18 protein-coding genes are annotated in these 24,883 nt (G+C 46.0%); 6 read left to right on the top strand and 12 right to left on the bottom strand.

The genetic code is table 11. The features are described 5' to 3' along the window. Positions 1-5 precede the first annotated feature (5 nt). A complete protein-coding gene (gene gltB, locus BM271_RS05855) occupies positions 6-4,475 on the bottom strand; it encodes a glutamate synthase large subunit (RefSeq protein ID WP_046791066.1) in 4,470 nt (1,489 codons plus the stop codon). A 118-nt stretch (positions 4,476-4,593) separates the two neighbouring features. On the opposite strand from gltB, the gene BM271_RS05850 reads away from it, so the two are divergent. Together BM271_RS05850 and BM271_RS05845 are read left to right on the top strand one after the other, a co-directional pair. After that, on the top strand, positions 4,594-5,475 hold the full coding sequence (locus BM271_RS05850; RefSeq protein ID WP_046791067.1) for a LysR family transcriptional regulator: 882 nt from the start codon (positions 4,594-4,596) through the stop codon (positions 5,473-5,475). 78 nt (positions 5,476-5,553) lie between these two features. Further along, positions 5,554-5,982, top strand: a complete 429-nt coding sequence (locus tag BM271_RS05845; RefSeq protein WP_046791068.1) for a pyridoxamine 5'-phosphate oxidase family protein — start codon at positions 5,554-5,556, stop codon at positions 5,980-5,982. A 64-nt stretch (positions 5,983-6,046) separates the two neighbouring features. Here BM271_RS05845 and BM271_RS05840 read toward each other — a convergent pair whose 3' ends face one another. The 7 genes from BM271_RS05840 to BM271_RS05810 form a co-directional block, all read right to left on the bottom strand. Then, positions 6,047-6,496, bottom strand: a complete 450-nt coding sequence (locus BM271_RS05840) for a hypothetical protein (protein ID WP_046791069.1) — start codon at positions 6,494-6,496, stop codon at positions 6,047-6,049. Between the two features lie 12 nt (positions 6,497-6,508). Continuing rightward, entirely contained in the window at positions 6,509-7,300 is a 792-nt protein-coding gene (locus BM271_RS05835) for a DUF3100 domain-containing protein (protein ID WP_046791070.1), read from the bottom strand. 146 nt (positions 7,301-7,446) lie between these two features. Continuing rightward, a complete protein-coding gene (locus BM271_RS05830) occupies positions 7,447-8,502 on the bottom strand; it encodes a tartrate dehydrogenase (RefSeq protein WP_046791071.1) in 1,056 nt (351 codons plus the stop codon). Between the two features lie 25 nt (positions 8,503-8,527). Continuing rightward, positions 8,528-9,949 carry an SLC13 family permease gene (locus tag BM271_RS05825; RefSeq protein WP_046791072.1) on the bottom strand — a complete coding sequence of 474 codons (1,422 nt, stop codon included), beginning with the start codon at positions 9,947-9,949 and terminating at the stop codon, positions 8,528-8,530. Between the two features lie 228 nt (positions 9,950-10,177). Then, on the bottom strand, positions 10,178-11,659 hold the full coding sequence (mqo, locus tag BM271_RS05820) for a malate dehydrogenase (quinone) (RefSeq protein ID WP_046791073.1): 1,482 nt from the start codon (positions 11,657-11,659) through the stop codon (positions 10,178-10,180). A gap of 83 nt (positions 11,660-11,742) precedes the next feature. Then, complete coding sequence (locus BM271_RS05815; RefSeq protein ID WP_082103698.1) at positions 11,743-13,494, bottom strand: L-lactate permease; 1,752 nt, start codon at positions 13,492-13,494, stop codon at positions 11,743-11,745. 142 nt (positions 13,495-13,636) lie between these two features. After that, a complete protein-coding gene (locus BM271_RS05810) occupies positions 13,637-14,326 on the bottom strand; it encodes a FadR/GntR family transcriptional regulator (RefSeq protein ID WP_052749910.1) in 690 nt (229 codons plus the stop codon). Between the two features lie 229 nt (positions 14,327-14,555). Here BM271_RS05810 and BM271_RS05805 point away from each other — a divergent pair, with 229 nt between their 5' ends. Beyond that, positions 14,556-15,995 carry a carbon starvation CstA family protein gene (locus BM271_RS05805; RefSeq protein WP_046791076.1) on the top strand — a complete coding sequence of 480 codons (1,440 nt, stop codon included), beginning with the start codon at positions 14,556-14,558 and terminating at the stop codon, positions 15,993-15,995. 19 nt (positions 15,996-16,014) lie between these two features. Continuing rightward, entirely contained in the window at positions 16,015-17,082 is a 1,068-nt protein-coding gene (locus BM271_RS05800; RefSeq protein ID WP_046791077.1) for a branched-chain amino acid aminotransferase, read from the top strand. A 175-nt stretch (positions 17,083-17,257) separates the two neighbouring features. Here BM271_RS05800 and BM271_RS05795 read toward each other — a convergent pair whose 3' ends face one another. Further along, positions 17,258-18,004: a 2-keto-4-pentenoate hydratase gene (locus BM271_RS05795; RefSeq protein ID WP_046791078.1), complete on the bottom strand. Its 747-nt coding sequence runs from the start codon at positions 18,002-18,004 to the stop codon at positions 17,258-17,260. 292 nt (positions 18,005-18,296) lie between these two features. Between BM271_RS05795 and BM271_RS05790 the strand changes: the two genes are divergently transcribed. Together BM271_RS05790 and BM271_RS05785 are read left to right on the top strand one after the other, a co-directional pair. Continuing rightward, positions 18,297-19,895: a M20/M25/M40 family metallo-hydrolase gene (locus BM271_RS05790; protein WP_046791079.1), complete on the top strand. Its 1,599-nt coding sequence runs from the start codon at positions 18,297-18,299 to the stop codon at positions 19,893-19,895. Positions 19,896-19,977: 82 nt separating this feature from the next. Further along, a complete protein-coding gene (locus BM271_RS05785) occupies positions 19,978-21,378 on the top strand; it encodes an alanine/glycine:cation symporter family protein (protein ID WP_046791080.1) in 1,401 nt (466 codons plus the stop codon). A 136-nt stretch (positions 21,379-21,514) separates the two neighbouring features. Here the strand turns inward: BM271_RS05785 and BM271_RS05780 are convergent, their stop codons facing one another. The 3 genes from BM271_RS05780 to murQ all read right to left on the bottom strand — a co-directional run bounded on the left by BM271_RS05780 (position 21,515) and on the right by murQ (position 24,742). Continuing rightward, entirely contained in the window at positions 21,515-22,366 is an 852-nt protein-coding gene (locus BM271_RS05780) for a MurR/RpiR family transcriptional regulator (protein WP_046791081.1), read from the bottom strand. 174 nt (positions 22,367-22,540) lie between these two features. After that, on the bottom strand, positions 22,541-23,857 hold the full coding sequence (locus tag BM271_RS05775; protein ID WP_046791082.1) for a PTS transporter subunit EIIC: 1,317 nt from the start codon (positions 23,855-23,857) through the stop codon (positions 22,541-22,543). Positions 23,858-23,863: 6 nt separating this feature from the next. Beyond that, positions 23,864-24,742 (bottom strand): N-acetylmuramic acid 6-phosphate etherase, encoded by an 879-nt coding sequence (murQ, locus tag BM271_RS05770; RefSeq protein WP_046791083.1) that lies wholly within the window; start codon positions 24,740-24,742, stop codon positions 23,864-23,866. Positions 24,743-24,883: the final 141 nt, after the last annotated feature.

Here is a 24,883-nt window from a genome sequence, read left to right as displayed (position 1 = left end):
CCTTTCTAATAGATATTCATCTTTTCAAGTTCATCGTCTTCTATCGTCACTTCATTATTGAATGCATTCAGTTCCGCTTCTTTTCTCGATTGTTTCGTACCAAGGCCAAAACGGATCTTCTGCTGCATTTTCCTGTATTCCGCCGGAATCACTTTAATGATCTCCAGTTCCCCTGCCTCGATTTTATCCAAGGCCGTACGTGCTTTATCACTGTCGGTGAAATATGACTGACCGTACAGCAGATGCTTCACTTTCTCAAGTTCTTCATCATCTGTAACATGTCCGACCTCGATCATTTCACCATTCATATTCACTTTGTTTTCCGCAATGGATTTCCCATTGATGATGTAGGCGATTCCGCCGCTCATCCCTGCAGCAAAGTTTTTACCGATATCCCCTAAAATGACGACTCTCCCACCAGTCATGTACTCAAGTCCGTGGTCTCCGATTCCTTCGACCACGACTTCAGCACCACTGTTCCTTACACAGAAACGCTCCCCTGCCATGCCGTTGATGAACACCTGGCCGCAGATAGCACCGTACAGGCACACGTTACCGGCAATGATTTCATGGCTGCGGTTCACGTTCGGCGCCTGGACGATGATTCTGCCGCCGGAGATCCCTTTGCCAATATAGTCATTCAGATCACCTGTGTGATGCAGCGTCAGCCCCTGTGGTATGAAGGCACCGTAACTCTGTCCGCCATGGCCGAACGTATTCACTTTATAATGATCATGGTCCAGCGTATCCATGCCATGCGTATTGGTAATCAGACTCCCCAGTCTTGTCCCGATGTTCCTGTTCCTGTTTTTGACATGATAGGCAGATTCGTGGCTTTCTCCCAATTCCACCTGTTCTTTGAAATCAGGCAGCATTGTCAGATCATCCAGTGACCATTCGAATGGATGCTCCTGTCCCTTTGTTTTTCTTCTATCCCCTTCGATTCGTGTCAGAAGTGGTGCCAGATCGAGTTCACTCATCTGATGCTGCGCTGTTTTGGCAGTATCAACTTCAAGGTGTTCAACGGCACCCACGAGTTCATCCATGGATTTGAGTCCGAGTTCAGCAAGGATTTCCCTTATGTCCTCTGCAATGAAATGCATGAAGTTCACGACATGTTCCGCTTTACCTGTGAACAACTTTCTAAGGTCACCGTTCTGTGTGGCGATTCCGACCGGACATGTATCTTTATGACACACTCGCATCATGATGCATCCGAGTACGACGAGCGGTGCCGTTGCAAATGCGAATTCCTCTGCACCCAATGCACAGGCAATCGCAACATCACGTCCGGTCATCAGCTTACCGTCTGTTTCAAGTGTCACTCTGGATCTCAATCCGTTAAGCTGCAGCGTCTGATGCGCTTCGGTCAGACCGAGTTCCCACGGCAGTCCCGCATGCTGGATGCTCGTGATTGGTGAAGCACCTGTGCCGCCGTCGAATCCGCTGATGACGATCTTGTCGGCATACGCTTTCGCTACACCTGCCGCGATGGTACCTACGCCGTCTTTTGCAACGAGCTTTACCGAGATGTCCGCTTCTTTATTCGCGTTCTTCAGATCATGGATGAGCTGTGCCAGATCTTCGATACTGTAAATATCATGATGCGGCGGCGGTGAAATCAGCCCGACACCCGGTGTGGAATTTCTGATTTCCGCCACCCACGGATATACTTTCTGACCCGGCAGTTGTCCACCTTCACCCGGTTTCGCCCCCTGGGCCACTTTGATCTGAATTTCCTTCGCACTGTTCAAATACTGGCTGTTCACTCCAAAACGGCCGGAGGCCACCTGTTTGATCGCACTGTTGTGATTTCTGCCGTCCGCCTTCACTTCAAAGCGTTCAGGATTTTCCCCGCCTTCACCGCTGTTGCTCCTCCCGCCGATCATGTTCATCGCCTCGGCAAGTGTCTCATGCGCTTCCTGCGACAGTGAACCATAGCTCATCGCCCCTGTTTTGAAGCGTTTGACTATGGATTCTTTACTTTCCACCCGGCTCAGCGGAATCGATTTTCCCGCTTTGAATTTCAACAGATGCCTGATGCTTGAATGGTGGCTTTCATGCATGTATTCTCTGTATTCCTTGTACGCTTCCCCGTCATTCGTACGGCAGGCCTGCTGAAGCAGACGGATGGATTCCGGATTGATTACGTGATGATCCCCCTGCTGCCTCCATTGGAACTTGCTGCCCGGCTCCAGATATTCAAGCCTTACATCCTGCATTTTTCTATTGTTAAGATCGATATCTTCAATGGACTGTCCGCCGATCTTGGACGTGGCATTGCCGAAGTATTTCTCCATGACCGATTTGCCGAGCCCGACCGCTTCGAAAACCTGTGCACCATGGTAACTCTGGACTGTGGCGATGCCCATTTTCGCCATCACTTTGATGAGCCCTTCGGTCAGGGCCTTGTTGTAGTCAGTGACAACAGTCGCGTCCCCTTCAGACACCGCAACCATCGTTTCCTGCGCAATGTAGGGCAATACTGCATTCGCACCAAAGCCGATCAGTGTGGCAACATGGTGCACTTCCCTCACTTCAGCCGTCTTGGTTACGATGCTGGTCATCGTTCTGCATTCATTTTCAATCAATGCCTGATGCACTGCACTCGTTACGAGCAGCGAGGGCATGACATACACCGAGTCATCTTCCAGGACTTTTTCGTCAGTGAGTACGATAACACCGTTTTTCTCCGCTTTCTTCACCGCTTCATCGGTCACCCGGATGAGTGCATCCTTCAGTGAACCTGTATAGGTAATATCTATTTCGGAGATGCCCAGTTTCATGATATCTTCGCGTTCCAGAGTACGCTGATCTATGACCGGGCGTTCCAACTGCACTCTGTTCACAGCTGTTATATCCGGCTTGATCAGATGACCTTCGCCACCGAGATAGGTGATTTCACTCGTGACAATCTTTTCTCTGTATGAATCGAGCGGCGGGTTCGTTACCTGAGCGAAATGCTGCTTGAAATAGTCAAAGAGCAGTTTCGGACGGTCGGACAGGAACGCAAGCGGCTGATCGAAGCCCATCGCCCCGATCGGGTCTTTCACCTGTGAAGTCAATGGCTGCATGTATTTCTTGATATCTTCCTTCGTATAGCCGAAACGGACAAGCACTGCGTGCAGCGTATCCCTGTCAATCTGATTTCGTTTGAAAGCCGGGGTATCGACATATTCACTGCGCTTTTGATCCATCCATTCGCTGTATGGTCTGCTGGTGGCGATGCGATGTTTCAATTCATCATTTTCGATGATGCTCGATGTGTCGAAATCGACGAGCAGCAATTTACCCGGACTCAGCTGACCTTTGTACATGACTTCATTCTCTTCTATATCTATAACCCCGACTTCAGAAGAATAGATGATCTCATTATCATTTGTGACATAATAGCGCCCCGGTCGGAGCCCGTTCCTGTCCGTCAATGCACCCAGCTTATGGTTGTCACAGAAACTGATCATCGTCGGCCCGTCCCACGGTTCCATCAGATAGCTGTAAAATTCATAAAAATCCTTGATGGCCGTATTGTCGTATGATTGATATTTCCACGGTTCAGGAATCATGATCATCGCCGCCTGCTCCGGCGTCATTACGAGACTCATGAATTCCATTACGTTATCAACCATTGCAGAGTCGCTGCCATCCTCATCGATGATACTCGCGATCTTCCCGCCCTTTTCACCGAAAGTATCCAACAGCCACTGCTTCGTTCGCGCCTTCATCCAATTGGCGTTGCCTTTGATCGTATTGATTTCGCCGTTGTGCATCAGCAGCCTGTTCGGATGCGCCCTTGCCCAGCTCGGGAAAGTGTTTGTGCTGAACCTCGAATGGACCGAACCGAATTTCGTGACATATCGTTCGTCTTTCAAATCCACATAGAACATCTTGATCTGGCCGGCACGTAGCCATCCTTTATAGACAATCGTCTCACTGGAAAATGAAGCAGCATAATGCCCGACATTCTCCGTTTCAAGATTCTGCTCGATCATTTTCCTCATATAATAAAGATCAAGCGGCGCACTTACATCCGTAATCACCTGGATGAACTGCGGCATCGTTTCCTGTACATGGGAGGCGATCGCATCCACATTGACAGGTACGTCACGGAACGCAATCAATTTCTGATTTTCTTCATCTATTGTTTCTTCAACGATCCTTTTAAATAATTCGAGAGAGGCTTCTGCATCAATCAAGTACATACCGACGGAATACTGACCGAAATCAGGCAGATCCGGATACTCGGCTTTTAAAAGGTCATGGGGGATTTCCGTCATGATTCCGGCTCCGTCGCCCGTCACTCCATCAGAACCTATGCCACCGCGGTGGTCCAGCCTCTCCAGCATTTCCAGAGATTTTACCACAATATCATGGGAACGTTTATTATCCATATTTGCATAGAAACCAATACCGCATGCATCATGTTCATTTTTAGAGTCATAAAGACCTTTTTGCTTTATTGATTGATATAAACTCATTTCGAGTCACCTCTTTTTCAGAATATTTATGTAAGTCTATATTATCCACATATCATTCGATATAATCAATATATCAATGATATAATATTGATATCAGAATTAGATTGGTCGTGATTTGATGGAAATCAAACAGCTGAAATACTTTGTAGAAACCGCCAGCCAGGAGCATATGACAGAGGCCGCGATGGCTTTGAACGTTGCACAATCCGCTTTATCAAGACAGATTGGCCTGCTGGAGAGTGAGCTGCAAATAGAACTGTTCAGAAGAGAAGGCAGGAATATCAAACTGACTGCAGCCGGGAAATCTTTTTATGAGGATGCCGTGCAGATATTAGAGTCTGTAGATCAGTCAATACAGAAAATCACCAATGTGAAGGACTTGAAGAAACACACTTTCAATATCCATATCACCCGTTCGGATATGACCACCAAAGTGCTCCAGTCTTTCAACCACTTCATAAAACAGGATGCGTCCATTGAATTCAGCATCCATTCCGAAAAGGAACACACACTCGGTAAAAAATTGCTGGACGAATCCCTGGATCTCGTGATTTCGCCCGGGAAACTGGATGACATACAGTTGAAAAATGCTTTATTGTTCGAACAGAACTATTATTATGTATTCCGCCAGAACAACCGGGTCAATCTTCCCGTACAGGCCTCCCTCAGTGAACTCGAAGATCTGCCGCTTGCCACATTCGATCCTGTCATCGAGATGACCCGGCTGTTCAGGAACAGTAAAATATATAATTATAAAGATCTATCCATCATACAGCATCTGCTCATCCATCACGGTTACGTCGCAATCGTTACAAACGATGAGGCCAAACAGCTGACATATAATTATCCCAACTTCACCGTCCACAGCCTGAAGCATCTGAATATAAAACACCCGATGTACGTCAGTATGCTGAAAAATAATGACAAACCGTTTGTCGAAAGATGGTTCAGTCAATTGAGACAGGAATTCATGCCTATGTACCAGCCTTATTCAGACTGATCCATCAATTTACATGATGATTAGGCATTTTCTGAAAGGGTAATTAAAAAACAGGTTGAATCTACAGGAGGGATTTTGTTGGATAAAGAGAATTTCAAAGATGAACTCAGAAAAATCCTGGATGGTAATAATATCGGTACAATGGCGACCGTCCGCAATGACAAACCGATGAGCCGGTACATGTATTTTTATAATGACGGACTCACACTTTATACCTATACGCGGAAAGGGACATATAAAGTGGAAGATATCGAAAAGAATCCGCATACCCATATACTGCTCGGTTACGAAGAACGTGACGGAATGGGTGAGCGTTATGTAGAGATAGAAGGCAAAGCAAGTCTGCCTGAAAATGTCACACCCGATATCGATGAAGTATTGGCCAAAGCCGGGCAGCTCTACAAAAAACTCAAGGGTGAAGATGACATGCAGGCCATCCGCATCGACATTGACGAAGCCAGGATCATGAACGATGGCGGAAACGCACCGGCACCTGTCGAACTGTAGAAGCGGGAAAAATAAAAATGCATTTCACAATGGGGATCAGTCCCCGGTTGTGAAATGCATTTTATTATATAATGCCCTGGATTCTGAGTATCACTTCAGCGATGAGCGCTGAGCCGAGAAATGTTCCAATGAATACCAGAATCGCAACGACAATCGCTCTCCATCCCATTTTTGTGAAGTCGGTCCAGTTTCTTCCGATCGATATGCCTGCATAGGCAAGAATTGGTGTGGTAATGGCGAGAAGCTCAATCTGACTGGTCCATTCGACTATAACACCCGAACCCGGAAACCATGGTACGGATACAATGATACCGATCAGGGCGATATACCCGACTGCAGGGATATTCACAGGTATATATTCCTCCATGATCATGCCAAGCAGGGCAATTGCGATTAGAATGAGCATGCCCGGTACGGCTGCAGGAGAATATATCTGATAACCGATCATATTACCGACCAGAGTGATGCCGCCGAATATCAGCAATATGATTGTCCATTCAATAATTTTTTTCATGACTACGTCTCCTTATTTTTCATTCCCTGTCATCACAGCGTATATTTTATTTGCGAGCGGCAATCCTATAAACATGCTGACGTAGAGGCCTGTTGCCAATGACAGCAGGTTGCTTGCTCCAGCGAGTGCAACGATCTGTTCCTCCATTTCAGGATAGGCAGCAACTAAAGTACCGCTTCCCGCAGCCATCATGCTGCCGCTGCCGACACCCGAGGCCAGAGCAAATGACAGCGGATGCAACGGTGTCGCAGTCGCCAGAATTCCTGCAATCAGCCCGAGAAAAACTGCACCGAATACAGTACCGAATATATACATCGTCATTACACCCCGTCCTTCAGGCGAATCAAAACCGTAACGGTCGACAATCAGACCGACATTGGGCTCTCTGCCTATGGAATGGGTCATGCCCACACTCTCCCTCTTCATCCCGAGCCATATGGCTACAGGCAGGGCGATAAGAATCGTCCCGAGATTCCCCAACTCCTGCAGCAGAAGTGCAGGACCGACAGCCAGGAGATCCTGTATCTGCGGCCCGATGACAACACCGATCTTGGCAATCAGGACACCCACTCCTATCACAATCAACGGCTCAGAATTTATCGACCGCTTTTCCGAAACCAAAGGCGTAAAATATAAACCAAGGCCGATAAACAATGCGTAAAGCATAGGCAGCAGCAGTATCGCACCCGGCCCGATGTTGATCGATATCTGACCGATATATTCCGTTATCAGTACAGTCATGAGAACAATAGCATGAAGACGCCAATCCTTGATGATGCTCAGCAACTTTTCTTTTCCATCCATTTTCCTTCCTCCTCTTCTCAACTATTATAGCTGAATATTTTTTGAATAATTGAACGATTACAAATAAATAATTGTAATTTTATCTCTATGTTCATTTTAATTATGAAAAAAGGCATCCGGGATATATGCGGATGCCTTCACCTATTCTATTTCTGCAGTCTCGAAAGTATTTGTTGCACCACTTCATCCATCGTATGGCAGCCGCCGACGTCAGGAGTCAGGAAGCCATCTGCCGTCACGCTTTCCATCGTATCAAGCAACAGGCTGCCCATCTCCTCCTCCCCGTGGTGATCGAGCAGCATTTTTGCTGTCCAAAGCTGTCCGATGGGGTTGGCAATGCCTTTCCCCACAATATCCGGTGCCGATCCATGGACCGGTTCGAACATGGATGGATGTTTGCCATTCAAATTCAAATTCGCCGACGGCGCTATGCCGATACTTCCCATGATCGCCGCCCCCACATCTGTTAATATATCTCCGAATAAATTGCTCGCCACCACAACATCATAACGTTCCGGATGAGTGACAAAAGACGCAGCCAATGCATCTATGTGCGTGGATGTTGTTTCTATCCTTTGATGTCCAGCCGCCGTTTCCCTGAAAACCTCATCCCAAAACGGCATGGAATGGAAGATACCATTGGATTTTGTCGCACTGGTTACATGTCCGCTCCTGGATTTTGCCAATTCAAAAGCATGTTCCATCGCCTGTTTTGTGGCACGTTTTGAGAATACATTGTTTTGAATGGCGATTTCATCATCGCCCTGAAACATGCGGCCGCCGACAGAACTGTATTCCCCCTCGCTGTTTTCACGCACTACCATGATATCGAAATCTTCAGGGTTCGCAAGCGGGGACTTTATGCCGCCGAACACTTTCGCCGGTCTGACGTTTATCTCTAGCTGAAATTCCCTCCTGATTTTGAGGAGCAGTCCCCAAAGGGATATATGATCCGGCACTTTGGAAGCGTCTCCTACAGCCCCGAGGAACACACTATCCGACTGGCCGAGTCTTTCCATACCGTCTTCCGCCATCATGTCTCCATGCTTTAAATAGTAGTCGCAGCCATAATCAAAATGCTCATACTCAAATTTCAGACCGCCATGGAGGCCCGCAATCCTATCCAGTACTTTCAAAGATGCCGGTACAACTTCCCTGCCGATTCCGTCTCCGGGTATCACCGCAAGCTTTATCTTTTTCATATGTATCCTCCCATATCATTATATTCTAAGGCCAAAAACCGATCCATCTCCAATAAGTATACGCCACTAAAACCATAATAACTATGCTGGCCAATGTTGCCAATATTCCCGGCCAAAGAAAATCTTTCTGAGTCACCCGGCCAGTGCTGTGGGCGACGACGTTCGGCATCGTTTCCACCACCAGCAGAAAGCCGAGAAGGAGAGAAACCGCAGAAGTGACGGACATGACGACAGGATCCAGACCAGCCTGGACGGAAAGGCTGATGAGTACCGGCAGCATTGTAATCACTGCAGTCGAGACATTCGTCACGCCAAGGTGATAGACTTGCGACAGAATGATTACAATCGGAATCGCCAGCCACGGATTACTGAACACATCAATGACACCCTGCGGCGATACCAGTGTTTCAAGCAGATCGATCGCCCCTGATTCTATCAATGAATACCCCAGGGATAACGTCGCACCCAAAAGAAGTATCATACCGAAATTCACATCCAGAAGCTTCCTCCATTCAATGAAACCCGTTCCAGGCAGTGCCATCAATATAACTGCAAGCAATGCTGCAAACGTCGGATGATAGCCGTGCAGAGATTCCGTAAACCAGAGGATGATAGTAAAGCCAAGTATTGCCATGCACTTCTTTTCATCCAGTGTGAGCTTTCCAAGTTCATTATTTTTATTCTTCATTTCTTTATGGAGATTCTCGAATGTTTCCACCTCGGGCGGATAACACTTCCACACGATGTACATGACGACAATGACAAGCAGAATCCATATCGGCGCCGTATATATGAACCACTGCAGATAGGAGATGGACACATCCGCATAGAGTCTCAAGATCTCGACAGCCAGAATATTTCCGATCGCAGCTGTCAGTACCGCCACACCACTAATATTGCCGCCGAAAGCAGATCCGATATACATCAGTTTGCTGAAGTTCGAATTCTTACTGACTCCGGTTTCTTCTATTATATTTGAAACGATCGGCATCATCAGAGTCGCACGGACCGCTGTTGCCGGTATGAAAAACGCCTGAATCTGCATAAGGATGGTAAAGCCGATATAGATGCCCTTTGTCGACTTCCCCATGACAGCTAAGAGGGAATACGTCATCCGTTTGATAAGAAGTGTATGATTCACGCCAATCGCCATCATCATTCCTCCGATGATCAGGAAAATCGCCGGAGAAGCGAAACCGCTGAAAACAGTTTCCATACCGACTGGTTTCAAAAGAAGGAGCAGCATGAGGACAAATACAGACGTCAGACCAATAGGAATTGGAGCGAACGCCCATAATATCAAAGCATATAACATAATAGAGATCGTGCTTCTCGCTGACCAGTCAATGGATTCGGGCAATAGAAAGAGGACTGCCAGGAAGAGGACAGTAGCAGAAATCAAAGTAATCCATCTCTTTACTTGATGACGCGCTTTATATTCAGCCACTGAAACTCATCCTTTCTTGCAGTTTCCAGAATATTTAATCATTATATCCATTATGCGCTTACTCCTGCTTTAGAGACAAGTGATTTTGCCATCTTCTCGTCAAACTGCATTTGCATTATAAAAAGACACTGGATGCTTTTTAAAAGCATCAGTGTCTTTTTATAGGTTGGGGGGCTGAGCAGTAATTATGTGCGGATTCTTTCACGAAAATTATAATCGTCCGAAAATCTATTCTAAATCTAGCTCCCTGGAAGTCGCTTCACGGATTTCTTTCAACAGCACGCTGTCTTCTATTAGAGATTCTCCGTATGAAGGTATCATTTCTTTTATTTTAGGCTCCCATTTCTCTTTATAATGTGGGAAGTTCTTTTCAATGACTTCCAGCGCAACAGATACAGATGTAGAAGCACCTGGAGATTCTCCCAATAAAGCCATGACTGAATTATCTGCGGAATTGACGGCTTCTGTTCCAAACTGGATGAATCCTTTTCCGTATTCTTCTGTGTCTTTGATCACCTGCACACGTTTCCCGGCTACGTGCAGATCCCAATCTTCATCTTTGGCGTCAGGAACGAATTTTCGCAGCTCCTTCATGCGGTTCTCTTTGTCCATCATCACCTGCTGTATGGAGTATTTGACCAGCGGCATGTTCTTGATGCCGGCATAGAGCATAGTGAATACATTGCTCGGATTGATGGATTTGATAAGGTCCATATTGGAACCGTTTTTCAGGAATTTGGGACCTATTGCCGCAAACGGACCGAATAATAAACTCTTCTCTCCCTGGATATAGCGTCTGTCCAGGTGCGGCACGGTCATAGGCGGTGTGTTTGGCGGCTCTTTCCCGTAAACTTTGGCCCCATGCTGGTTAACCACTTCCGGATTGTTGCAGACTAGGAATGCGCCGCTTATCGGGAAGCCGCCAAGATGCTTGCTTTCGGGAATACCTGTCTTCTGCAGCATCGGGATTGCATTGCCGCCGGCACCGATGAAGATATAATCCGCTACATGATATTCAATCCTTTCATCTTCAGTACTCCGGACCTTGACCTCCCATTTATGATCTCTTCTTCTTTTGAAATCTAGCACTTCATGATTGTAATGGACTTCTGCGTTATCATGTTCACTGATGTTTTTTGCAAGTTTCCGGGTGAGTTCTCCGAAATTGACATCAGTGCCCTCGTCTATTTTACTCGCAGCAACAGGTTCATCCGGTGTACGTCCTGCCATCATCAAAGGTATCCACTTTTCCAGTTCATCGGGATCTTCTGTATATTCCATTCCCGCAAACATCGGCAATGGAGATAGTGCTTCAAACCGCTTCTTCAGGAAATTCACATTATCAGCACCCTGTACAAAACTTATATGGGGCAGCGGGTGAATGAATTCCTGCGGATTTTGTATTTCTTTATTTTTGACTAAATAGGACCAGAACTGCTTGGAAACCTCAAATTGTTCATTTATTTCCTTGGCTTTTTCAATATCGATAGATCCATCTTTTTGCTCCACTGTATAATTCAGCTCGCATAACGCAGCATGGCCTGTTCCGGCGTTATTCCTTTCGTTTGAGCTTTCTATCGCCGGTTTATCCAGTCTTTCAAACAGTTTAATATTCCAATCGGGCTCTATATTTTTTAATAGAGAACCGAAAGTAGTACTCAAAATGCCAGCACCGATCAGAATGACATCTTTTGATTTAGTGTTGTCCATTTTAGGGCCGCCTTTCTTATTAAAATCAAGATTTTATTTATTCAAAATAGATATATTATATAGTTAAGATTCATGTGCGCCTGTTATCTTTCCACATTTTTTTCTGTACGTCTATAAGAACGTAAAATCATTATCAGAATCAATGCCAGAATAGCGACGACAAGGATGAAACCGATATTGAATCCGATGCCGTTCACCCATGCAAAGCCGATGGCTCCTGCAAATACGATGTAAAATGCTGTTGGTATAAGAAGTCTCGTAATGATTGTACCCTCTTTGCCGACCATTCCTACAGCGGCACTTGCAGCGACAACATTATGCACGCATATCATATTGCCTGCGGCGCCGCCGACTGCCTGGAGCGCCACGATCACGAGCGGATTCATATTGATCTGTTCGGCGACACCGAACTGGAACAGTCCAAACATCATGTTACTTACTGTATTACTTCCTGCCGCAAAGGCGCCCATCGCACCGATCGTCGGTGATATCAGTGGCCAGCTGTCCCCGAACAGCACTGCCGCACCATTCGCCAGTACGAGCGGCATCGACTCATAGCCTGCACCGTTTATGCCTGAATTGATGAACACCTGTACGAGCGGCACGGAGACGATCAGCGCCGCCATCGCAGAGAGTATCGTCTTCCAGGATGCACTGAATGCATCTCCCATGCCTTTCATATCGAGTTTGTGTATCCACCCTGTGGTCACCGCCACAACTATGAATACAACTCCCGGAATCATGAGTGGTGTCAGGCTGTGTTCTATTCCTGTACCAAGAATATCATCAAATGAAATCGTCCAGGACGACATAAGTGCGTTCAGACCCAGAGCTTCGATACGGGTAATCACCAGAAGCACCGCAACAAGTACGTACGGAAGCCATGCTTTGAACATAGTGATCTCTTTCGGCGCCCTGGCTTCTGAAAACATTTCGCTGATCCATGAAGGGTGCCATTTGGAACGCGGTTCAAATTCGAAAGTCTCTTTCGGGGTAAGGAATCCTTTTCTAGCCAGTGGGATGACGATTGCCAGTCCGACCAGTCCGCCGATGATGGACGGGAATTCCGGCCCCAGGAAGTTCGCAGTAAGAGTATATGGAATAACAAAGGCAAGACCTGCGAATATCGCGAACGGCCACACTTTGAGCCCTTCCAGGAAACTGCGGTTTTTGCCAAAGAACTTTGTCAGCATGGCCGACATGAATAATGGTATGAACAGACCGACCATCGCGTGGAATATGGACACCTGCCCGCCGATGTTGAATACGAACGTCGACAGCTCCATGCCTTCAGCATCGAGAAATGAATTGACGACCGGTTTATTCTCGAGACTCGTATTCACCCCGACCAGAATAGGTGTGCCGACCGCACCGTAGGAAACAGGCGTCGACTGCAGCATCAGGGCAATCATGACTGCGGCAAGTGCCGGGAATCCAAGAGCGATCAGCAATGGTCCCACGACCGTTGCCGGTGCCCCCCAGCCCGCAGCACCTTCAAGAAATGTGCCGAACAGCCATGCAACAATGATTGCCTGTACGCGCCTGTCGGGAGAAATGCTGGTGAACGAAGCACGGATAGTATCCACTGCTCCGCTTTCCTTCAATACATTGAGCAGCAGGACCGCCCCGAATACGATGACACCGACCTCCAGCGCTGTCAGCACACCTTTGAAGGAAGCGGCCGTAATATCAACCACTCCCATCTGCCAGCCGAAAAATGCGATCAGAATGGTGATGATGAAACTGTAGAACATCCCCTTTTTAGCCGACCATCTGAGAATGACCAGGAAGAAGAAAATAGCAAGAATCGGTAAAAGACTTAAAAATATCAGCATAATGCTGCCCCCTTGATCCAAAAATACCTTGATTGTCATATAGTCATCTGATGACTCAATGTCATGCACCCATTCTATGTAATCGCTTTCTGAATGTCAAATGTTTTTTCAAAATAAAAAGAAACCTCTATGATGAGATTTCTCAATAATGCGTCAGCAGCACGTCTTCTACGCCTTTTAGATGGTTGAACATATTTTTTTCTGCAGCCGCTTCGTCCTTGTTTTTTATAGCTTCGAAAATGAGCTTGTGCTCATCATATATTTTCTGTATTGATTTCTCCGCCTCATATAACCAGATTCTTCTCGTTTCCTTCATGGTCCGAATCATAGTTTCTGAAACATCATCCAGCAGATTGGCGAGCAATGGATTTCCCGTCGCTTCGGCAATCGCCATATGGAAATCATAGTCCGCCTGCTCTCCGAGCTCATTATTCTCGACTGCAGTCCACATTTTCTCAAGAGCATTTTTCATTTTTTCGAGATGAAGCTTCTCCGCTTTTCCGCATGCAGATCTGGCACAGCCCACCTCTATTATTTTTCTGAGATCCAGAAGGTTTGCGATATCCGCCTTTGTAATGATCTCGAAGTTTTGTTCAAAGCCCAGGGGCATCTGTTCATTAATGTAAGATCCCTGCCCGTGCTTCACCTGGATGACATCCAGCACTTTGAGACTATTCAATGCCTCGCGTATGGATGCCTGGGACACCTGATACGATTCTGCCATCTTCGCAATCGCCGGCAGCTTGTCACCGGGCTTCAGTTTTCCGGATTTGATGTCCGAAAGAATGATATCTGCAATTTCTTCATATAATTTTTTTCTTACAATACTCACTTCAACCACATCCGATAGTGTTATTCTCGTTTCAATGATAGCACATATATTTCTGTCTTAAACTATGTTGAATACAAAAATCATATATTAAAAACAGGGTTTTGTCTTCTCTGAAATGCCATATATACATTTGTAACACAAATGAAATCAAAATTATCTGAAAATACATTGATTTTTCTCCGGAAAATTGTTAAGATATAAACAATTTTTAATTAAAGGAGGCATTCGGATGTTAACACTGATTTTCGCAATCATACTGCTTATTGCAGGCTATATGGTTTACGGGAAAATTATTGAAAAGATTTTTGTTATCGATGATAACAACGAAACACCAGCTTATAAAAGCGGAGATGGTGTTGATTACATTCCAATGCATCCGATAAAGGGCTGGTTGATCCAGCTGCTTAACATCGCAGGGCTCGGCCCGGTTTTTGGCGCGGTGGCGGGTGCATTGTATGGACCTGTCGCACTGATTTGGATTGTTTTTGGCTGCATCTTTGCCGGTGCAGTACATGATTACTTCTCAGGGATGCTGAGTATGCGCAATAACGGTGCACAATTCCCTGCACTCGTAGAGAAGTACCTTGGAAAAAGTGTCAAAGTCTTCGTCTATGTCGTTTCTTTGGTACTCATGATTCTGGTCGCTGCAGCATTCACTGCGGGGCCGGCGGAACTGATTTCACTCAAAACAGGCGGGGCGATACCTTTCGCTGTTGCTCTTGTCGTCATATTTGGATACTTTGTTCTCTCGGCAATACTGCCGATCAATAAAATCATCGGAAAAATATATCCTGTATTTGGCGCTGTCTTAATTGTCATGGCAGTTGCAGTATTCGGGGGTCTGCTCTTCTCGGGCGCCAAGGTGCCCAATCTGACTTTATCCACCGCACACCCTGAAGGACTTCCAGTCTGGCCGCTGCTCATGATAACCATTTCATGCGGTGCCATTTCCGGCTTCCATTCAACTCAAAGTCCGATCATCGCAAGAACTGTCAGAAAGGAATCTGAAGGCCGCAAGGTTTTCTTCGGAGCCATGATTGCCGAAGGTGTCCTCGCACTGGTATGGGCGACAGCCGGCATGACTTTCTTCGGCGGTACTGAAGGATTGGCTGCTGCCTTGGCCAACGGTGGCCCGGCAGGAGTCGTCGATGCCATCTCTATTGGCTATCTCGGTGCAGCAGGCGCACTGCTCGCCTTCCTGGGCGCAGTCATCCTGCCAATCACTACAGGCGATACCGCACTCCGTTCATCCAGAATGATTTTAACTGAAGCCGTCGGAAATTATGTTAAGGTAGGAGCAAGACCCAAACTGTTCATCATGACAGCATGTGTAGCAGTTCCTGCATTCCTGCTTGCAACAATTGATTATATGTTCCTGTGGAGATATTTAGGTTTCTCCAACCAGACAGTTGCCGCAACAATGCTGTGGGTAGCGACAGCTTATCTGATAAAAGAGAGAAAACCGCACTTCATTGCAGGTATTCCTGCACTCTTCATGACAAGTGCTGTCGGAACATATTTTTTCTATGCTCCCGAAACAATGAATTTGAATTATGAAATCTCTCTTACCCTTGGTATGATACCTGTTGTTATCACTGCAGCACTTTATATAAGAGCCGTCGTCAAACAGAAATCAAGGAGTCTGGAAGAAAACACACAATTAGGTTAATAACCAAGGAGGAATCGTTATGTCACAAACACTACAAATCGAAAAAGCCAATGAATTGAAAAATAAACCCGATGTTTCCACTGTCCAGTTTGGAACTGTATTTACCGATTATATGTTTACAAATAAATATACACCGGAATATGGCTGGTCTGAGCCTTCCATCATTCCCTACCAAAACCTTCAGTTGTCACCGAGCTGCCAGGCCATCCATTACGGGCAGTCCGTTTTTGAAGGATTGAAAGCCTACAGGCAGGGAGATGATATCCTTTTATTCCGCCCCGATGAAAACTTCAAGCGGATGAACCAGTCACTTTCCCGTCTATCCATGCCGGAAATCAACGAAGAAAACGCATTGAATGCATTGTATGAACTGCTTAAAGTGGAGCGTGACTGGGTGCCGGACGGTGAAGGCCAATCCCTTTATATCCGCCCATTCGTTTTCGCAGATGAACCTTTCCTTGGCGTCAGGCCATCAGAAACGTATCAGTTCAGCATCATTCTTTCCCCTGTCGGCGGCTACTACGGCGCTACGCAGCTCAATCCGACAAGCATCTATGTTGAAGATGATTTTGTGCGTTCCGTTCGCGGCGGTGTAGGTTTTGCCAAAGTAAGCGGCAACTATGCAGCCAGTCTGCTTGCACAAAAGAAAGCGAATGAGCTCGGCTATGAGCAGGTACTCTGGCTGGATGGCGTAGAGCAGAAATACGTCGAGGAAGTCGGCAGCATGAACATCTTCTTCGTCAGAGACGGAGAGTTGGTAACACCGGAGCTTAACGGTTCAATCCTTCCGGGTATCACACGGAAATCCATCATCGAGCTTGCAAAGCATAAAGGATATACGGTAAAGGAAGAAAAGATCCACATCGATGACCTTTCAGAAGATCTTCACAACGGAAAAGTTACCGAAGTGTTCGGTGCAGGAACAGCAGCAGTCATCGCCCCTGTCGGCCGGCTGAACATCCATGGTGTCGACTATATCGTCAATGACAACCAGGTCGGTGAAATATCACTTGATCTGTTCAATGATCTGACTGATATCCAGTATGGCAGAAAAGAAGATCCATTCGGCTGGGTTGTAAGACTTTAATGGAAACAAAAATACGCAGACAAAATGTCTGCGTATTTTTTATGCTTCTGCAATTTTTTCTACTACCACTGTCTTTTCTTCCGCTTTTCAAGTTTCTGCTGCGTGTAAAGAAATAAAGCATCAATCCGATAACTGAAATACCCGTGATGAGAGAACCCCTAGTCAGATACGAATTCTATTCAGTCACTTCAAATTCCACTTTTCCTATATTCTCGTATTCCACAGTGTAGTTCCCTGCTTTCAGCTCGACTGGGATATTGAAAGTGCCTGCAGAGACAAACAATCCTGCATTGAGTGTCCTGCTGCGCTCTGATAAAGCTTTGGCGAGCCATTTTACAGCTTTTGCCGGATGTCCGAGCACTTCTGTGGACCTGCCTTCTTTAATCACTTCTCCGTTAAATGATAATGTTCCTTTAATATCATCGAGGTCTTTATACTCGAATTTCCGGGGTTCCCCGAAAATCACTGCGCCATTCACAGCTCCATCCGAGACGACCTCGTACAGATCTATATTCGGGAACCAGTCTTCATAACGTCCATCCGGCACTTCAGCCCCAGGCGCCACCCGGCATTTTCTTAAGATGTCTTCTTCGTTATCCTCCGGAAAAACAATCTCATCCACAATGAATATAAGCTCCATCTCCAGAAGTGGTATATTGAAATCGCTCAGAGAAATGGATTCGAGGATTGTCCGATTTGTCATCGCGCCATACAGAGGCTGGTCACTTTTGAAAATGTCCTGTGTTTCTTTACTCGTCAGGCTGATTTTATAACCGCTTAACTCTTCTCCATTTTCTATCTTAAGGTTAAGTACTTCATCCTGGACTTCATATGCTTTTTCCAAATCAGTAATACCGATAACACCGCGTTTTAAAGGTTTATTATTTATATACGCATCATAAAGCTTTTCCGTTGCCGACATGTAAATACCTCCTGGAATATTTATATTAAATATAACACAAGAGTTTCTGCGAACAGAAAAAACTATCTTCATCTTATTTTCAGAGAGAATCAATACTGACGCTACACATAAAATTTTTGTATAAATCATACATTGAACTGGAATAACATTGAACAAATCATTGACTAAACTAATAATTATAATGTATTATTCATTATTATACATAATAATATAGAAATTGCTTCCCCTTGCGTTTATTTCTATAATTAATAGCGTATATTCTTTATATGATGAGCAAAGGGAGATTTTTATTATGAATTGGAATACAAAAGAGCAATTGGAGGATTTGATCTGTCAGCTGGTTTCCTGGGACAGCAGGACCGGCACTGAGGGGGAGGTGTTATTTCCGTACAAGCTTAAAGATGAATTATTCAAGATGGAATACTTTCTAAACAATCCGGAATTCCTGGAACTGTATGACGCAGGAAGGGACAGAAACGCCCTGTCCGCTTTATACAAAACAGAAAAGTCAGATAAAACGATTGTCCTGATCAGTCATTTCGATACGGTACATACGAAAGAATTCGGATCAAAGAGCAGACTCGCATTCTCACCGCGTGAGCTGACACAGCGCTTTGCAGAGAGTCCAGAGGATTTCTCCAGGGAAATCCAGGATGATATTTTATCCGGTGAATATCTTTTTGGCCGGGGCACCATGGACATGAAGATGGGTATTGCCCTGCATATGCATCTGATAGAGAAAGCTATCCGAGAAAAGTGGCCGGTCAATCTGCTGCTCCTTACAGTACCTGATGAAGAAGTGGATTCTGCAGGCATGCGGGCGGCTGTGGAAAACCTTGAGACCCTGAAGAAAAAGCATGGTCTACGTGTTTCTTTATTCCTGAACAGCGAACCGAGTTTTACCCAGCGGCCGGAAGATCCGAATTACTATATATATTCAGGCTCAATCGGGAAAATCATGCCTTCTGCCCTTTTTTACGGAATCGAAACACATGCGGGAGAACCGCTGCGCGGATTGAATGCACATTACATGGCATCGTTTTTAAATCAGAAAATGGAATTCACCGATGCTTTCTCTGAAGAGGAGTATGGAGAGAAGACGCCGCTCCCGGTCACTTTGAAAAACTATGATCTGAAGGACGACTACTCCACCCAGACTTCGAATCATGTGGCTTCGCTGTATAACGTTTTTACCATGAAACAGAATGCGGACGACATTTTCGTCAAATACAATGATCTGGTCAATGAGGCCATGGATGAATGCCAGAATCAGTACGACATCATCTGCCGGCGGGAAAATATAAAGCCCGTCGGAAAAATCAAAACAGTCACCTACCGGGAATTATACGATTATACTCTCAAAAAAATCGGCAGCAAAAAAATGGATGAGATTATCACCGCCTACATTGAAAGAGGAGATTTGGACGACAGGGGAAAATCCATGCGGATTGCGAACCGCATGGTCACTTACTGTAAAGAACTTGTACCGCTTACGGTAACTTTATTCGCACCGCCCTACTATCCTTCAGTGAACGCGTCTGAAGATGCACTGATAAAAAACATCGTCCAGTACACAAAGAGGCACCTGTCGGAAAATCATTCAATCAATCCGATTGAAGTCCACTATTTCAACGGAATCTCCGATCTCAGCTATGTGACGTATGACAGTCATGATGACAGCTGGGAAACTTACAAGGACAACACGCCTGTGTGGGACCGTACATATTCTGTTCCATTCGAGAAAATGCAGCAGCTTCAGGCACCTTTCATCAATATCGGACCGTTTGGCAAGGATCCGCACAAGCTGACGGAACGGCTCCATAAGAAAAGTGCATTTGAAATTACACCTGATCTTCTCGAAAATATGATCAAAGCATTTTTCATTAAATAAAAGTGACGCAGTTCTAATTATCAGGGTATATAAAAGATAGTGATATGGGATAGGATTCATACATTCGAAAAGGGGTCATGTTATGGAAATAATCACTGCAATATCGAATTTCCTTTGGGGGTATCCAGTTGTAATCATTCTATTTTTGACAAGTGCCTACCTCACTTTCAGATTGAAGTTTTTCCAGTTCAGATATCCGCTTCACATATTCAAACAGACCATCGGAAAAATTGGAAAGAAAACCAAAGGTGACGGCACTGTCACGCCTTTCCAGACTTTGACCACTGCACTCAGTTCCACAATCGGTGCCGCCAACATCGTTGGTGTGCCTGTTGCGATCATGCTCGGAGGGCCCGGTGCTGTATTCTGGATGTGGGTCATCGCGGTCCTCGGGATGTCACTCAAATTTGGAGAGATTACTCTCGGTGTCCACTACAGGGAGAAAAACGCAGCCGGGGAATATGTAGGCGGACCGACCTACTACATGAAAAATGGGATTAAATGGCCGTTGATCGGAAAAATTCTCGCTGGCTGGTACGCCATATTCCTGATTATCGAGCTGATACCAAGCATCATGGTTCAGAGTAACTCTGTTGCCAGCACTATTGAAGATACATTTTCACTGAGCCCGCTGATTACCGGAATCGTCGTCGCATTCTTTGTAGGACTTGTCGTATTCGGAGGCATCAAGCGTATCGGAGCGGTCAGCTCGATATTTGTTCCTGTTATGGCTCTTCTCTATGTTGTCGCCGGCCTTATCGTAATATTTATGAATGCAACGGAAATACCGGCTGCATTCGCTCTGATATTTACAGAAGCCTTCAATCCGACGGCAGCACTCGGCGGCGGTGCAGGTGCGGTACTTGCAGAAACAATCCGCTGGGGATTCGCCCGTGGCATCTACAGCAACGAAGCCGGACTCGGTACATCACCGATCGCACATTCAGCAGCCAAGACAGACCATCCGGTCAGGCAGGCTTTATGGGGTGTCATTGAAGTTATGGTGGATACGATCATCATCTGTACAGTGACCGGGCTCGTTGTAATCCTTTCAGGGGTATGGAAACATGATGATGCGGCTGAAGGCAGTGTAAGAGAAGCACTGACAGCCCGTGCATTCGGAGAAGCTTTCGGGCCACTCGGCAGCACAATGGTATCTGTTGCACTGGTACTGTTCGTATTCTCCACTATTACTGTCGTTGTGTTCTACGGAGCAAGACAGGCAGAATACTTATTCGGATTATGGGCAGGAACAGTAATGAAGAGCGTTTATGTCATTTCAATCATCATTGGTGCAATCGGCGGTGCCACTGCACTTTGGACATTCCTTGATATTACACTCTTCATGATCCTTGTGCCGAACATACTGGCAATCATCCTGATGTCACCGAAAATCCTTGAACTTAAAGACGAATACTTCAAATCAGAACACTACTACAAAAAAGATGTCAGGGAAGAAAAAGAACTCAAAGAAGGAAAATAAGCAGACAGACTGGGACATCAGAATCCCGGTCTTATTTTTGCCTCTCTTTATCAGAGCTCACAGCTGCCGGCATAACCGAAATTCATAATAGCTCCTTAAACGCAAAAAGTCCGGGACATGAGTCCCGGACCATATGTCACTGATCCATTTTATAATCCTGCACCGCTTCATGAGTGTCATTGATCTTCTCGAAGATGTCATCGCCTGATTTAATCGCTGTTCTCATAAACAGGACATCGACCAGATACAGCTGTGAAAGCCTTGCGGTCATCGTCCCGATCCTGATATTGTTTTCTTCAAGCGATGTACTCATGACGATACTCGCAATGTTCCTTGCCGGCGAGCTGATTGATTGTGTAATAAGAATCGTCTTCACGCCGTGGCTGCGGCACTGCTTTAAAATATCGATGATTTCTTTTGTTCTTCCCGATGTTGAGAAAAGGACAACCACTGCCCCTTCTTTAAGAACCGGGATTTTTGTAAGCAGAACGTGGTTATCAAACGGCACGACTGACTTTATTCCGATCCTCAGAAGCTTCAAGAACAGGTCTTCACTCGGAATCCTTGATGCGCCGATGCCGAATAATACGACTTCATCAGCAGCTGCCAGTGTTTCCGCCGCTTCTTCTACTGCTTCATAACTTACCGTCTTATGCGTTCCATATAATGCGCTTACAGTATTGTTCAGTGCTTTATCCATTGTGACGTTAACTGTATCCTCCGGTGACAGTGACTTGCTGTAAACCTCTTTGTCCGATTTCGTATGCTCTTTTGCAAGTTCAACTTTTAGCGACCTTAACCCCTTAAGTCCGATTTTCTTTGAAAACTTGGTGATGCTCGCCTGACTGACCCCTATGCTGTCTGCATTTTCCGCAATGCTTGCAGTCAGAAACTCCTCACGGTTTTCAAGAACATAATTAGCAATCAGCCGTTCCTTTCGGCTGAAGGAGTCCATTTGACTTCTAATATGCTTGGTTACTGAATACATAATCTACTCCCATTCAAACCGAACAATGCACTCTGGACCGACCTTCCATGCGAACGCACGATTGTTCAATTTTACAATTTTTATATACTTATCTCTTACTTTAGCATACTGGTGTACAAATTGTAATTCATCTGCAAAATGTCTTTTGAAAATATAAACAATCATACTCAAGGCCTATCTATCCAGGTTTTCCACCATCTTTTCTTTGAAACCGAACATGTAGGTGAATACAAAGCCACCGGCGTAACCGAGCACGAGTCCGATGATGTAATGGATGTATTTACCGTCAGCAATCAATGGCAGAAGTGAAATTCCCGACACACCGATATTGATGGCACCGGTTGTCATCAGCGCCTGGTATGCGCCGCCGAACGCAGCACCAAGACATGCAGTGAGGAACGGCCGGCCGAGCGGCAGTGTCACACCATACAGCAGCGGTTCCCCGATACCGAGGAAGCCGACAGGCAGCGTCCCTTTGATGATGTTTTTAAGCCTTTTTGACTTCGTTTTAACGTAGATCGCCACTGCGGCGCCGACCTGTCCCGCACCGGCCATTCCAAGGATGGTGAAAATCGGCGTATAGCCGATATTCTGTATATATTCGAGATGGATCGGTGTCAGACCATGATGAAGCCCGACCAGCACAAGCGGCAGGAATACCGCTGCAAGCACTGCCCCTGCGAATATGCCGCCGACTTCCAGCACCCAGTTGATTGAAACGATGATACCTTCGGATAATACGGCTCCGACAGGCTGCAGTCCGATCACTGTGATCAATCCGACAACAAATACCGTAATCGTCGAAGTCACGATCAAGTCGAGGGAGTTCGGCACCACTTTCCTGATCTGCTGTTCCAGCATTGCCATGAGGAACGCCGACATCATCACTGCGAATAAACCGCCGCGCCCTGAAACAAGCATTTCACCGAACAGCTCCATTTCATCCAATGCAGGGTTGAAGATCAGCGCTCCACTGATTGCACCCAAAGCAGGTGTGCCCCCGAATTCCTTCGCTGTATTGAAACCTACCAATACACCGATAATCGTAAAGAAAGCGCCACCAATAAGCTGCATGACCTGCACCCATGAAAGGCCGGTATCTACACCTGAGTTCACAGCGAAATTCACGATACCGTTGATCAGTCCAGAAGCCACCAGCGCCGGAATCAGCGGGATGAAGATATTGCCGATTTTTTTAAGCAGATATTTTACGCCCTTCTTCTTAGAGGCAGAGCCATCAGGGCCTGTTTCTCCGATCTGTTTTTCCATCTCCCGCCGCGTCTTTTCTGCAGCTCCCGGACCAAGTATGATCTGGAATTCATCGTCATCCACGATTCCATTGACGCCCTCCAGCTCCTTGACCCGCTCCATATCGATTCTGCTGCGGTCTTTAGTCGTCACACGCACACGTGTCATACAGTTATATATATCATCTATGTTCTCCGTACCACCCAATAGATCGAGCAGCTGCGATGCTAAAATCTTCGACATCCCCCCTCACCCCTTGCTCTTGCTTAATACTTTTCTGATGCTTGACTGATCTGCGAGCAGTTTTTTCGCTTCTTCTGCTTCTATGTTCAGTGAAAGCATGAGGACAGCTGTTTTCACGTGTCTGTGTGATTTCATATAGGCATCTTTTGCTTCCTCTTCAACTGTTCCAGTGATTTCCATGACCATATTGATTGCACGCCTTTCCAGCTTCTCATTGCTCGGACTGACATCGACCATGTAATTGCCATAAACTTTTCCGCGTTTAATATTGATAATCGTAGAAATCATATTGAGCACCAGTTTCTGGGTGGTTCCTGCCTTCAGCCTCGTCGATCCCGTAATGATTTCAGGTCCTGACTCCACTTCGATCGGATAGTCCGCAAACGCCGATATTTCGCTGTCTTTATTATTCGAAATGCTGCCCGTCACTGCACCCGCTTTTGCCGCAGCGCGAAGCGCCCCTTTGACGTACGGTGTCCGTCCGCTTGCAGCAATACCTATCACGCAGTCACGCGGACCCACACTCAAGTCATTCACATCAGATTCACCGAGTGACACAGAATCCTCTGCCCCTTCAATGGCAAACCGGAGCGCCTCGTCCCCGCCGGCAATAATGCCGATGAATTCATCCGGATCCGTATTGAAAGTCGGCGGACATTCAGAAGCATCCAGAACACCCAGACGGCCGCTCGTTCCCGCTCCGGCATAGATCACCCTGGCTATATCATTCTCAAGGACCGCCGTAATCAGTTTTTCTATCCGGGATTTTCCAGCTTCTACAGCTTTCAATGCATCCGCTGTCTCATCGTTCATAAGATCGATGATCTCATGCACTTCCAGCAAATCCAATTCCTTTGATTTTTCATTTCTGTTTTCAGTACCCATACGTTGTCACTCCCTTTAAAGTCAGTATATGGGAAAACACCCCTTAAGTAAATAATGTTTATAATATATTATTAAAAATAAGATATATAATTAAAAAAATAAATGATAAGATATTTCTAATAAAAACATCCCTGAAGACGG

The organism is Salinicoccus halodurans (assembly GCF_900114445.1).
Lineage (GTDB): Bacteria > Bacillota > Bacilli > Staphylococcales > Salinicoccaceae > Salinicoccus > Salinicoccus halodurans.
Note: the sequence above shows the minus strand (reverse complement) of the source record. Positions and strands in the feature narration are given on the sequence as shown.

Bases quoted from the DNA above. Each gene is read 5' to 3' on its own strand.
- gltB (WP_046791066.1), bottom strand. From the start codon at position 4,475: ATGAGTTTATATCAATCAATAAAGCAAAAAGGTCTTTATGACTCTAAA.
- BM271_RS05850 (WP_046791067.1), top strand. From the start codon at position 4,594: ATGGAAATCAAACAGCTGAAATACTTTGTAGAAACCGCCAGCCAGGAG.
- BM271_RS05840 (WP_046791069.1), bottom strand. From the start codon at position 6,496: ATGAAAAAAATTATTGAATGGACAATCATATTGCTGATATTCGGCGGC.
- BM271_RS05835 (WP_046791070.1), bottom strand. From the start codon at position 7,300: ATGGATGGAAAAGAAAAGTTGCTGAGCATCATCAAGGATTGGCGTCTT.
- BM271_RS05830 (WP_046791071.1), bottom strand. From the start codon at position 8,502: ATGAAAAAGATAAAGCTTGCGGTGATACCCGGAGACGGAATCGGCAGG.
- mqo (WP_046791073.1), bottom strand. From the start codon at position 11,659: ATGGACAACACTAAATCAAAAGATGTCATTCTGATCGGTGCTGGCATT.
- BM271_RS05815 (WP_082103698.1), bottom strand. From the start codon at position 13,494: ATGCTGATATTTTTAAGTCTTTTACCGATTCTTGCTATTTTCTTCTTC.
- BM271_RS05805 (WP_046791076.1), top strand. From the start codon at position 14,556: ATGTTAACACTGATTTTCGCAATCATACTGCTTATTGCAGGCTATATG.
- BM271_RS05800 (WP_046791077.1), top strand. From the start codon at position 16,015: ATGTCACAAACACTACAAATCGAAAAAGCCAATGAATTGAAAAATAAA.
- BM271_RS05795 (WP_046791078.1), bottom strand. From the start codon at position 18,004: ATGTCGGCAACGGAAAAGCTTTATGATGCGTATATAAATAATAAACCT.
- BM271_RS05790 (WP_046791079.1), top strand. From the start codon at position 18,297: ATGAATTGGAATACAAAAGAGCAATTGGAGGATTTGATCTGTCAGCTG.
- BM271_RS05785 (WP_046791080.1), top strand. From the start codon at position 19,978: ATGGAAATAATCACTGCAATATCGAATTTCCTTTGGGGGTATCCAGTT.
- BM271_RS05780 (WP_046791081.1), bottom strand. From the start codon at position 22,366: ATGTATTCAGTAACCAAGCATATTAGAAGTCAAATGGACTCCTTCAGC.
- BM271_RS05775 (WP_046791082.1), bottom strand. From the start codon at position 23,857: ATGTCGAAGATTTTAGCATCGCAGCTGCTCGATCTATTGGGTGGTACG.
- murQ (WP_046791083.1), bottom strand. From the start codon at position 24,742: ATGGGTACTGAAAACAGAAATGAAAAATCAAAGGAATTGGATTTGCTG.